Raw genomic sequence first — 11181 nt, 5'->3', positions numbered from 1 at the left:
AGTGTCACCTCGTGACCTAGCATGGTGCCGACGGCGCGCTCCGTGTTGCGGATGGGGAGCTCGATAACCACGGGCGTGCCGTTTTCGAGAGCATCCGCGCTGAGCCTGATGAGTTGCTGGTCGAAGTGCTTCTCGAGCTCGTGATTCTGGCTGACACGGTTGATGCGCGGTTCGTCGTCGCTGAACTTCGGGCCGGTAAATACCGGGCTCAGGTCGAGTCCATCCGCCTTCCAGTGTTCGACGGCGCGATCGGAATCCAGCAGTTCGCTGTGCCCGATTGCCTCATCCAGCGTGCGGAAGCCGAGCTGTGACAGATATTCGCGCACCTCCTGGGCGAGAAATTCGAAAAAATTAATGATGTATTCGGGCTTGCCCGTGAATCGAGCACGAAGCTCGGGGTTTTGGCTCGCGACCCCCACCGGACAGGTGTCAAGATGGCACACCCTCATCAGAATGCACCCGGACACCACGAGTGGCGCCGTGGCAAACCCATATTCTTCGGCGCCGAGAAGAGCACCGATGATGACATCACGGCCCGTCTTCATTTGCCCGTCGACCTGCACAACGACACGATCACGCATGCCGTTCAGCATCAGAGTCTGCTGGGTTTCGGCCAGGCCGATTTCCCACGGGGTGCCGGCATGCTTGAGGGAGTTCAGCGGACTTGCGCCCGTTCCACCGTCGTGTCCTGACACCAGAACGACGTCGGCTAGTGCCTTCGTGACTCCCGCGGCCACAGCCCCGATACCCGATTGGCTGACCAGCTTCACGTGCACGCGAGCGACCGGATTCGCCCGCTTCAGGTCGAAAATCAACTGCTTGAGGTCTTCGATGGAGTAAATGTCGTGATGGGGTGGGGGCGAGATCAGCCCGACGCCGGCCGTGCCATGCCGGGTGCGTGCGATCCAGGGGTAGACCTTGCCTGCGGGCAACTGCCCACCTTCACCGGGCTTCGCGCCCTGGGCCATTTTGATCTGGATGTCTGTGGCATGCGTGAGATACATGCTGGTGACTCCGAACCGACCAGATGCGACCTGCTTGATCGCGCTGCGGCGTTTCGGGTCGAGCAGCCGATCCACATCCTCGCCGCCCTCACCGGTGTTGGATCGCCCGCCGAGCTGGTTCATGGCGATGGCCATGGTCTCGTGTGCTTCCTGGCTGATCGAGCCGTAGCTCATGGCGCCAGTGTTGAAGCGCGTGACGATCGACTCGACGGGCTCGACCTCGTCGAGGGGCACGACCGGTCGAACACCTTCCTTGATCGTGAAGAGACCTCTCAGCGTCATCAGGTTCTCGGCCTGATCGTCTACGAGCTTGGTGTACTCGCGGAAGATGTCATAGCGGCGTGAGCGGGTCGCATGTTGCAGGCGGAACACCGTTTCGGGGTTGAACAGGTGCGGCGGCCCTTCCCGTCGCCACTGGTATTCGCCACCGGTAGACAGTCGCTCGTGTGCGCTCGTGGCGCCATCTTCCGGGTATGCCGATGCGTGGCGAGCCGCACTTTCGGCGGCGATCACCTCGATGCCCACTCCCCCGAGCAGGCTCGAGGTACCGGTGAAGTACTGGTCTACGAAGGCCTGACCGAGGCCGACCGCCTCGAAGGCCTGCGCACCAGCGTAGGAGCCGACAACCGAGATACCCATTTTCGACATGATCTTCAGAACCCCCTTGCCGAGGCCCTTAATCAGGTTCTTGACCGCCTTCTCCGCGGTGAGTCCCTGGATCATTCCGCTGCGAACGAGTTCCTCTGCCGTTTCCATTGCGAGGTAGGGGTTGATGGCGGATGCGCCGTAGCCGACAAGGAGGGCGACGTGGTGCACTTCGCGCACATCTCCCGCTTCGACGATGAGCCCAACTTTCATGCGGTTCTCTTCGCGAATGAGGTGGTGATGCACCGCCGCGAGAGCCAGTAGCGAGGGGATGGGTGCGCGGTCTTTATTGGAGTCGCGATCGGAGATGACGATGAACTGGGCACCATTGCGGATGGCCTCATCCACCTCTGCGCACATTTTCGCGAGGCGCTTCTCCATGGCCTTAGGGCCTTTATCGACGCGATAGAGCGAGCGCAGGGTGACAGTGGGACGACGACCACTTGCGGTCTCGAAATGCTGGATTTTCGCCAATTCGTCATTGTCGATGACGGGGAAATCGAGGGTAATCTGCCGGGCATGCTCCGGGGTGGCGGCAAGCAGATTGCGCTCCGGCCCCAGCCCCGACTTCATCGAGGTGACGACCTCTTCCCTGATCGAATCGAGCGGGGGGTTGGTCACCTGGGCGAACTGCTGAGTAAAGTAGTCGAACAGCAGACGCGGGCGGTCGGAGAGCACCGCGATAGGCGTGTCAGAACCCATCGCGCCGAGTGGTTCGGCAGCGTTCTGCGCCATCGGCATAATGAGCATCCGCACCTCCTCCTCGGTGTAGCCAAAGGTGCGCTGTCGACGATTCACGGATGCCGGAGTGTGCACGATGTGCTCGCGTTGCGGCAGATCTTTGAGCGCTATGCGGCCAGACTCGAGCCACTCACCCCACGGCTCGGCACCAGCGAGTTCGGCTTTGATCTCGTCGTCTTCGATGATGCGACCCTGGACCGTGTCGACGAGGAACATCTTGCCGGGCCGCAGTCGTCCTTTACGAACTACCCGGCTCGGCTCGATGTCGAGCACGCCGATCTCGCTGGCGAGAACGACCAGTCCGTCGTCGGTGACGAGGTAACGACCCGGGCGGAGTCCGTTGCGGTCGAGGGTCGCGCCGACGAGTGATCCGTCGGTGAACACGAGTGCGGCCGGGCCGTCCCACGGCTCCATGAGCATCGAATGGTATTCGTAGAAGGCGCGTCGAGCAGGGTCGACATCCGTCTGGTTTTCGTACGCCTCCGGCACCATCATCATCATTGCGTGCGGCAGCGAGCGACCGGCGAGGTTGAGCAGTTCGACGACCTCATCAAACGAAGCAGAGTCGCTCGCGCCGTCGGTATTGATCGGAAGGATAGACCGGATGTCGCCCAGCACATCGCTTTCGAGTTGGGACTGTCGAGCGCGCATCCAGTTTCGGTTGCCCTGAACGGTGTTGATCTCGCCATTATGGGCGATCATCCGAAACGGCTGGGCCAGCGGCCATGAGGGGAACGTGTTAGTGGAATATCGCGAATGGACCAGTGCAAGCTTCGACATGAAGCGTGGGTCTGAGAGATCCGGGTAGAACGGCTCAAGCTGCAGGGTGGTGACCATTCCCTTATAGACCAGGGTGCGGGCGGAGAGCGAGGGAAAGTAGGCGTGCACCTCGTGTTCGGCACGTTTGCGTAGGCGGAAGGCCTGGCGTTCAAGCTCCATACCGCCGACGGGACCCTTGGCGTCAGCGCGAGTCGACTGCAGGAAGACCTGCTCGAACGACGGCATGGCGCCCCGGGCGAGGGTGCCGAGGTTACCGGGTTCGACCGGCACATCGCGCCAGCCGAGGACGCGCAGGTTCTCCTCACTGGCGAGTGCAGCAACGCTGGCTTTGATCGCCTCCCGCTCGGCTTCGTCTGTGGGGAGAAAGGCCATTCCGACGATGTACCGCCCGACCGTCGGCAATTCGAACTCAACCACCGCACGCAGGAACTCATCTGGAATCTGGGTGACAATGCCCGCACCATCGCCTGTGCCGGCATCAGAACCGACGGCGCCGCGATGCTCGAGGTTACGCAGCGCCCCCAGTGCCGTGTCGATGATGTCGTGGCCCGCGGTTCCGCGGAGCGTTGCGACCATGGCAAGGCCACAGGCATCACGTTCGCGTCGGGGATCGTACAGTCCCGCAGCACGCGGTACCGAGCTGAAGCGCTCGAATGCTGGCGTGAGAGCCATAGCAACCGTCCTCACAATGGTGCCAGTGGCACACTTTGACTTGCGGTGGGGGACGTCGGCGGCCCAGAGGGAAAATTCGCCCGGATTATTTAGGAGCGAGTCGTACCTGAGCCGCTTGTGGCGAGCTTGTCGGTCGAGGCCTCATCGGCGGATGCGAGGGCTTCATCGCCGGGTTCGTCACTGTCCGAGTAGGTCTGTTTCAAGTCTACAGCACCGTCTGGTTTCCACTCGCGGCCGGGGACGTACGCGCTCGGCTCGACGCCGGGGTGGCGACGAGACTGGTAGCCGAAGAGGATGACACCCAGGATGATCGCCGCGATCGCGCCCCAGACGTTCGTGCGGATGCCCAAGAACACCTCGCTGGGATCGACCCTAATCGACTCGAACCAGGCTCTGCCCACCCCGTACCAGATCATGTAGAGCGCCCAGACCTTGCCCCACTGGAGCCGGGCCACCGGGTCGCCCACCGGCACCGGGATAGAGAGCCCCACCACAGTCTTCGTCACGAGTCGATACCGACGCTCCATGGTGAACAGGAAGACGATTCCGACAACATTCCAGATCATTTCGTACAGGAACGTGGGATGAAAGAGTGTGCCTTCGGCGAGTCCGACCGGGAATGCGGAATTGGTGGACTCGACCTCGAGCCCCCAGGGCAGATCGGTCGGCTGCCCGAAAAGTTCGTGGTTGAAGTAATTGCCGAGACGGCCCATCGCCTGCGCCAGAAGCATCGCCGGCGCCAGCGCGTCCGCAAAGGTCCAGAATCGAATGCCGGAGAGCTTGCAGCCGATCCACGCTCCCACAGCGCCTCCGATCAGAGAGCCGAACAGAGCGTTACCGCCATTCCAGATCCGGATGACCTCCCACGGGTCCGCTCCGTCGAAGAAATAGTCCGCCGGATGGGTCAGAACGTGGTACGCGCGGGCGCCGACCAGGCCCAGGGGAACGGCCCAGATGATGACGTCGAGCACGATTCCGGGCTCGGCGCCCCGACGCTTCAGCCGGCTGTTCACGAGCATGGTGGCGGCAATGATGCCGGCCAGGATGCACAGGGCGTAGGTGTGAATCGCGATGACCTGGTTCTCGCCGACTATCGGAAGGACCGAATGCAGCCACCCGATCGGGATGTTGATCGGGATCTGCCATTGTTCTGGCGGGCTGGGAATGCTGAGCGGCAGAAGGGGCATACCGGTCACCTTTCTGCGATGGGCTGCGTGTGAGACTTCGGCCAGCCGGAGAGCGGGAAAGAACTAGGCAAGCGTACCCGCTGCGAGGGCGGCGGCAGTTCGAGCGACAGCGCTCACTCCGCCGTCGGCCAGAGCCGTCACCAGGGCAGACCCCACGATTGCACCATCGGCATACCTGAGCACCTCACGCACCTGACCTGCGTTGGAGATGCCTACCCCGACGCAGGCGCTCGTGGCCCCCGCACTGCGGAGCCTCGAGACCAGCCCGCGCGCCGCGGTATCGACATCTGCACGCGCACCGGTAATGCCCATGGTCGAGACCGCGTAGACGAAACCGCGGCTTTTCTGGACCGCGAGCTCGAGTCGCGCCTCCGACGATGAGGGAGCCGCAAGAAAGACACGGTCGAGCCCGGTCCGGTCGGAGGCGGCGAGCCAGGGGTCTGCCTCGTCTGCGACCAAATCCGGGGTAATTAGGCCCGCCCCGCCTGCCGCCACGAGATCGTCGGCGAACCGTTCGACGCCGTACTGGAACACGGGGTTGAAATAGGTCATCACCAGCACCGGGGCATCCACTCTGGAGGTGATAGCGGCAACGGCCTCGAAGGCATGTCCCAGCCTGAATCCGCCCTCGAGCGCCTGCTGGGTTGCGTGCTGAATGACGAGGCCATCCATCACCGGATCGGAGTAGGGAATGCCGAGCTCGATGATGTCGACGCCGTTCTCCGCGAGGGCAACGGCGGCGTCGATGCTGGACTGCAGGTCGGGAAATCCCGCCGGAAGGTAGCCAATGAGTGCACCTGAGCCTGCCGCTTTGCGAGCGGCAATCGTCGATTCGACGAGGCTCACCTCTCGACTCCGGGCCGTGCTGGCTCGAGCGGGGCTTCGTCCTCGGCGGCCAGCGCTGCCGTGTCGAGAATGTCGAAGTACTTGGCCGCCGTCTCCATGTCTTTGTCGCCACGACCGCTCAGGTTGACGAGGATGACCGATTCCGGCCCCAGCTGCTTGCCAAGCTCGAGAGTTCCTGCCAGCGCGTGGGCAGACTCGATCGCCGGAATAATGCCCTCCGTGCGGCTCAACAGTCGCAACGCCTGCATTGCCTCATCGTCCGTGATGGGCAGATAGGTGGCACGCCCAATGTCGTGAAGCCACGAGTGCTCGGGGCCGATGCCGGGGTAATCCAGCCCGGCCGAGATGGAGTGTGACTCGATAGTCTGCCCGTCTTCGTCCTGCAGCAGGTAACTGCGTGCTCCATGAAGAACCCCGGGGCGACCGCGAGTGATGGTGGCCGCGTGGCGTTCAGTGAGGTGACCATCCCCGGCCGCCTCGTAGCCATAGAGCGCGACATCCGGGTCGTCGAGGAATGCGTGGAAGATGCCCATCGCGTTGCTGCCCCCGCCGACGCAGGCGGTCACGGCATCCGGCAGTCTACCGGTGAGCTCCAGCACCTGCTGGCGTGCTTCCTCGCCAATGATCTTCTGAAAATCGCGCACCATTGTCGGAAACGGGTGGGGCCCCGCGACCGTGCCGAAGATGTAGTTTGTCGTGTCCACGCTCGTGACCCACTCGCGATAGGCCTCGTTGATCGCGTCTTTGAGGGTGCGTGAACCCGTAGTCACGGACACAACCTCGGCGCCGAGCAGCCTCATGCGTGCCACATTCAGCGCCTGGCGCTCGGTGTCGACCTCCCCCATGTAGATGACGCACTCAAGGCCGAAGAGTGCCGCGGCGGTCGCGGTCGCAACACCGTGCTGCCCCGCTCCCGTCTCGGCGATCACGCGTGACTTGCCGATGCGTTTCGTGAGAAGCGCCTGCCCGAGCACGTTGTTGATCTTGTGTGATCCCGTGTGGTTCAGATCTTCGCGCTTCAAGATGACGCGTGCGCCACCCGCGTGCTCGGCGAATCTGGGCACCTCGGTGATGATCGAAGGGCGGCCGCTGTAGGTCCTGTGCAGTTCCGTGAGTTCGGCCGCGAACGAGGGGTCGATCTTTGCGGCGGTGTAGGCGGCATCCAGCTCGTCCAGCGCGGCGATGAGCGACTCGGGAACAAATCGTCCGCCGAATTCGCCGAAGTACGGCCCCAGTTCGTCGCGAAGCTTCATGATGCCAGGAACTCCCTCAGTGTGTGGACGGGGTCACCGTTGGTGACAAGTGCTTCGCCGACGAGCACAACATCGGCTCCAGCGCTGCGATAGTGGGCGACATCGGCTGAGGTCGTCACGGCGGATTCCGCCACCCTGATGACACCGCTTGGGATCATCTCGGCGAGCGAGCCAAACAGGTCGCGATCGAGCTCGAAGGTACTGAGATCGCGAGCATTCACGCCCACGATGTCGGCTCCGAGATCGAGCGCGCGATCGACCTCATCGGCGGAGTGCGCCTCGACGAGCGGGGTCATTCCCAACTCGTTGATGAGGCGGAAGAGGCTGGCCAGCGTTGGCTGGTCGAGCGTCGCCACGATCAGTAGCACCATGTCGGCGCCCGCTGCGCGAGCCTCCAGCACCTGATAAGGCTCGGCGATGAAATCCTTGCGCAGCACCGGGATGGATACCGCGGCCCGGACGTCCTCGAGATCCTGAAGCGAACCACCGAAGCGGCGACCCTCGGTCAGCACGCTGATCGCGCTTGCGCCGCCGACCTGGTAGGCCTTGGCGAGGGATGCGGGGTCGGTGATCTCGGCAAGCTGGCCTCGAGAGGGGCTGGCGCGCTTGATTTCGGCGATGACGTGAACACCCTCCCGAGGAGCGAGAGCAGCGAGCACATCGAGGGCGGGCGCGCGATCAGTCGCGACGGCTTCGAGAGCGGCGAGGCTTCGCACCGATCGACGGGCCGAAGCGTCAGCAAGAGCCCCGGCGACCAGGTCGGCGAGCATTAGCCGCGAGTTGTCGGGGTGAGCTTATCGCCACCGACACCGTAACCGAGCCTGCCCAGGACAAACCCGGTGAGAGCACCCGCGACCAGCAGGCATGCCGAAGCGATCACAAGCCAGGTGATGGTGAACCAGAATGCCAGCGTGCCGATCGCGAAGGCAATCAGCATGATGATCACCGCCGTCCAGGCCGCCGGGGAGTTTCCGTGGCCAGGCTCAGACTCGATGCTCATCGTGCTCCATTCTGTGGTGTGCATACCAATTCTAGCGGGATGCCCCGGCGCTAGACGCTCGCGCGGAGGTCAGTGGATTGTCGGATCGGAGCCGCCCGTGAGGGAATCCCACGCTCCGAGGGTGGTGGCGGTGTCGTCGGTCTCGACGGCCCCGCTGGTGCCGTATTTACGAGTAGGGCCCGGCCAGCGCGGCGACAGTGCGACCACCCCGATACCGACCAGAGTGATCAGCACGCCGGCCGCGATAGCCAACCACGGCCATCCGGACGTCGTAATCGAGACGACGACCTCGGCGATGGATGCGCTGCCGCTCACGGCCGTGGCGGCCGTGACCGCGGATGCCGACGCGGACACCGGACTCCCCAGCGCGGATGCCGCCGTCACCACGACGACGACGCCCATCAGCGTTTCAACCACTCCGAGTGCCACCCTCAACACCCTGCCCGCGATCGTGAGAGCGCCGGCCAGAGCGAGGCAGGCCAGCCCCAGCGCCGAGAGACCGGGGGACGCGGTCTGCCCGGCCACCTCCAGCGGCTGCCCGCCGTCGAGGATGAGACCGAACCAGGGCTGCGTCCAACTCAGGAGCACAAGCCCGCCACCCGCTGCCCCAGCAAGGATGAGCAGTAGTTTAAGCCGGGCGGAGGTCACAGGATGCGACGCATCGCGTTGGCGACGGCGATCGCCCGCAACGGCGCCGCGGCCTTGTTCTGCGACTCCAGCTGCTCGGCCGACGGGTCGGAGTCAGCCACCAGGCCGGCGCCGGCCTGCACTCTCGCGAGGCCGCCGACGATCGTCGCTGTGCGGATCGCGATCGCGAGATCCGCATCCCCGGCGAAGTCAAAGTAGCCGACGACTCCCCCATAGACCCCGCGCTGGGCGGGCTCGAGTTCGTCGATGATTTCGAGCGCGCGGGGCTTTGGCGCACCCGAGAGGGTGCCCGCCGGGAACGTCGCGCGCAACACGTCGATCGAACTTGCCTCCGCATTAAGGTCGCCCTCGACCGAGGAGACCAGATGCATGATGTGACTGAATCGCTCGACCTGCATGAATTCGGTCACCTCAACCGTGCCCGGCAGGCAGACCTTTTGGAGGTCGTTGCGTGCCAGGTCGACGAGCATGAGGTGCTCGGCTTGCTCCTTGCGGTCAGCCAGCAGTTCCTCGGCCAGCTCGAGATCACGTTCGGGTGTGTCACCACGCGGTCGAGAGCCTGCGATCGGGTGCATGTAGACCCTGTCCCCCGAGACCTTCACAAGCGCCTCGGGGCTCGCGCCCACAATCGAGTACGGTTCGCCCGCGGTATCCACAAGCGTGAGCAGGTACATGTACGGAGAGGGGTTGAGTGTGCGCAACACCCTGTAGACGTCGATCGGCTCGGCCGTGATCTCGTGATCGAAACGCTGGGAGATCACGACCTGGAAGACGTCGCCGTCGCGGATGAACTGCTTCGAGCGCTGGATCGCTGCGAGGAACTCGGCCGGCTCGGTGCGAGGGATCGGGTTTGGGGCGATCGACAGGTCAACCTCGGCCAGCCACGCCTGGGTGGGCTTGGCGATGGCGTCCTGCATCGCATCCAGCCGGCGTTGGGCGTCGCCCCACACCACGTCGCGCTCGATCGTGCCGTCATTGAGCGCGGCCGCGATGAGCATCACCGTGCCGAATCGATGGTCGAGCACCACGAGTTCGGAAACGAAGCTCAGTGCCTGCCCAGGCACACTGAAATCTGCTGGTGGGATGCCCGGCAATCGCTCGAGCTGGCGCACGGCTTCCCACCCGATGAAACCGACCAGCCCCCCGGTCAGTGGCGGATGCCCGGGCACGTGCGGTGTGCTCCAGCGCTCGTAGAGGTGCGTGAGGGCGTCTAGCGGTGCGCTGGGATGCTCGGCGCCAAGCGCGCGCTCGACGGGCAGTCCATAGTCGAGCCACGTGGCCGTGTCGCCATCCTGGGTCAACACGCCGAAGCTGGAAACGCCGACGAAGGAGAAGCGTGACCAGATGCCACCCTGCTCGGCCGACTCGAGCAGGAACGTGCCAGGTTTTCCTGCAGCGAGCTTGCGGTAGACGCCGACAGGGGTTTCACCGTCAGCGAAGATCTCCCTGATCACGGGGACGACCCGATGGCCGGCTTCCAGTCGCGCCGTGAAATCCGCGGCTGTTGTCGTGTTATGCATCAGGAACGCCGATTCTGGGGGTGAGTGGGTCGACATCGAAACAGGCGTGCGCACCGGTGTGGCAGGCGGGACCGTGCTGGTCGACGGTCACGAGCACCGTGTCCCCGTCGCAGTCGAGGGACGCCGCGCGGACGTACTGCGCATGGCCACTGGTGTCACCCTTGCGCCAGAACTCGCCGCGGCTACGGCTCCAAAAAGTTACGCGTCCCTCGGTCAGCGTGCGCCGCAGTGCCTCGGCGTTCATATAGCCCACCATCAGCACGTCTTTGCTGTCCCATTGCTGGATGACGGCGGGCACGAGCCCGTCCCGGTCGAATGTCGCGCGCTCAATCACCGCACCAACCGTGTCTGCTGTCAGCTCGCTCATCGCACTATCATCCCAGCGTCGTCGAGGGCGCGCTTGACATCGCTCACCGTCAATTCTCCGGTGTGGAACACAGAGGCGGCAAGCACCGCGTCGGCACCGGCGGCGATCGCGGGCGCAAAGTGTCCGACGGCTCCGGCTCCCCCGCTCGCGATCAGCGGTACAGAGCTGATCTCGCGCATCGCGGCGATCAGTTCGAGATCGAACCCCTGTTTAGTGCCATCGGCATCAATCGAATTTACGAGCAATTCCCCCACGCCCCGTTCGATGGCCTCACGCGCCCAGGTAAGTGCATCGAGGTCGGTCTCGGTGCGGCCGCCATGCGTGGTGACGACGAATCGTCCGCCACTGCGTTTCACGTCGAGCGACAGCACCAGGGCCTGCGCGCCGAACCTGTCGGCGATCTCTCCCAGCAGTGCGGGCCGGGCGATAGCTGCGCTATTAACTCCGACTTTGTCTGCCCCGTGGGCCTGGAGCCGGGCGACATCGTCGGCGCTGCGAACTCCCCCACCGACGGTCAG

The 11181-nt window shown here is 64.1% G+C and carries 10 protein-coding genes; all 10 read right to left on the bottom strand.

All coding sequences use genetic code 11. From position 1 onward, the window contains the following. The coding region (gene gltB / locus RMN95_RS05800) for a glutamate synthase large subunit (RefSeq protein WP_309615999.1) at positions 1–3842 on the bottom strand (3842 nt) is incomplete at its 3' end. Between the two features lie 89 nt (positions 3843–3931). After that, the gene (lgt, locus tag RMN95_RS05795) at positions 3932–5029 is read right to left on the bottom strand and encodes a prolipoprotein diacylglyceryl transferase (protein WP_309615998.1); all 1098 of its coding nucleotides are present in this window, start codon (positions 5027–5029) and stop codon (positions 3932–3934) included. Positions 5030–5092: 63 nt separating this feature from the next. Continuing rightward, positions 5093–5875 carry a tryptophan synthase subunit alpha gene (trpA, locus tag RMN95_RS05790; protein ID WP_309615997.1) on the bottom strand — a complete coding sequence of 261 codons (783 nt, stop codon included), beginning with the start codon at positions 5873–5875 and terminating at the stop codon, positions 5093–5095. Then, complete coding sequence (trpB, locus tag RMN95_RS05785) at positions 5872–7128, bottom strand: tryptophan synthase subunit beta (RefSeq protein WP_309615996.1); 1257 nt, start codon at positions 7126–7128, stop codon at positions 5872–5874. Before trpB ends, trpA begins: the two co-directional genes overlap by 4 nt. Beyond that, entirely contained in the window at positions 7125–7898 is a 774-nt protein-coding gene (trpC, locus tag RMN95_RS05780; protein ID WP_309615995.1) for an indole-3-glycerol phosphate synthase TrpC, read from the bottom strand. Before trpC ends, trpB begins: the two co-directional genes overlap by 4 nt. Then, positions 7898–8128 carry a DUF6704 family protein gene (locus tag RMN95_RS05775; RefSeq protein ID WP_309616000.1) on the bottom strand — a complete coding sequence of 77 codons (231 nt, stop codon included), beginning with the start codon at positions 8126–8128 and terminating at the stop codon, positions 7898–7900. Before RMN95_RS05775 ends, trpC begins: the two co-directional genes overlap by 1 nt. A gap of 69 nt (positions 8129–8197) precedes the next feature. Continuing rightward, positions 8198–8776: a Trp biosynthesis-associated membrane protein gene (locus RMN95_RS05770; RefSeq protein ID WP_309615994.1), complete on the bottom strand. Its 579-nt coding sequence runs from the start codon at positions 8774–8776 to the stop codon at positions 8198–8200. Further along, a complete protein-coding gene (locus RMN95_RS05765) occupies positions 8773–10296 on the bottom strand; it encodes an anthranilate synthase component I (protein ID WP_309615993.1) in 1524 nt (507 codons plus the stop codon). The genes RMN95_RS05770 and RMN95_RS05765 overlap by 4 nt, the downstream gene beginning before the upstream one ends. Then, positions 10289–10663: a phosphoribosyl-AMP cyclohydrolase gene (gene hisI / locus RMN95_RS05760; protein WP_309615992.1), complete on the bottom strand. Its 375-nt coding sequence runs from the start codon at positions 10661–10663 to the stop codon at positions 10289–10291. Before hisI ends, RMN95_RS05765 begins: the two co-directional genes overlap by 8 nt. Further along, positions 10660–11181, bottom strand: a 522-nt coding sequence (hisF, locus tag RMN95_RS05755) for a HisA/HisF-related TIM barrel protein (RefSeq protein WP_309615991.1), incomplete at its 5' end; no start/stop codon positions are given. The genes hisI and hisF, both read right to left, overlap by 4 nt.

Origin of the sequence: Salinibacterium sp. (assembly GCF_031364185.1) — a bacterium.
Lineage (GTDB): Bacteria > Actinomycetota > Actinomycetes > Actinomycetales > Microbacteriaceae > Rhodoglobus.
Note: the sequence above shows the minus strand (reverse complement) of the source record. Positions and strands in the feature narration are given on the sequence as shown.

Coding starts and splice junctions, on each gene's coding strand:
- lgt (WP_309615998.1), bottom strand. CDS start 5,029: ATGCCCCTTCTGCCGCTCAGCATTCCCAGCCCGCCAGAACAATGGCAG.
- trpB (WP_309615996.1), bottom strand. CDS start 7,128: ATGAAGCTTCGCGACGAACTGGGGCCGTACTTCGGCGAATTCGGCGGA.
- trpC (WP_309615995.1), bottom strand. CDS start 7,898: ATGCTCGCCGACCTGGTCGCCGGGGCTCTTGCTGACGCTTCGGCCCGT.
- RMN95_RS05775 (WP_309616000.1), bottom strand. CDS start 8,128: ATGAGCATCGAGTCTGAGCCTGGCCACGGAAACTCCCCGGCGGCCTGG.
- RMN95_RS05765 (WP_309615993.1), bottom strand. CDS start 10,296: ATGCATAACACGACAACAGCCGCGGATTTCACGGCGCGACTGGAAGCC.
- hisI (WP_309615992.1), bottom strand. CDS start 10,663: ATGAGCGAGCTGACAGCAGACACGGTTGGTGCGGTGATTGAGCGCGCG.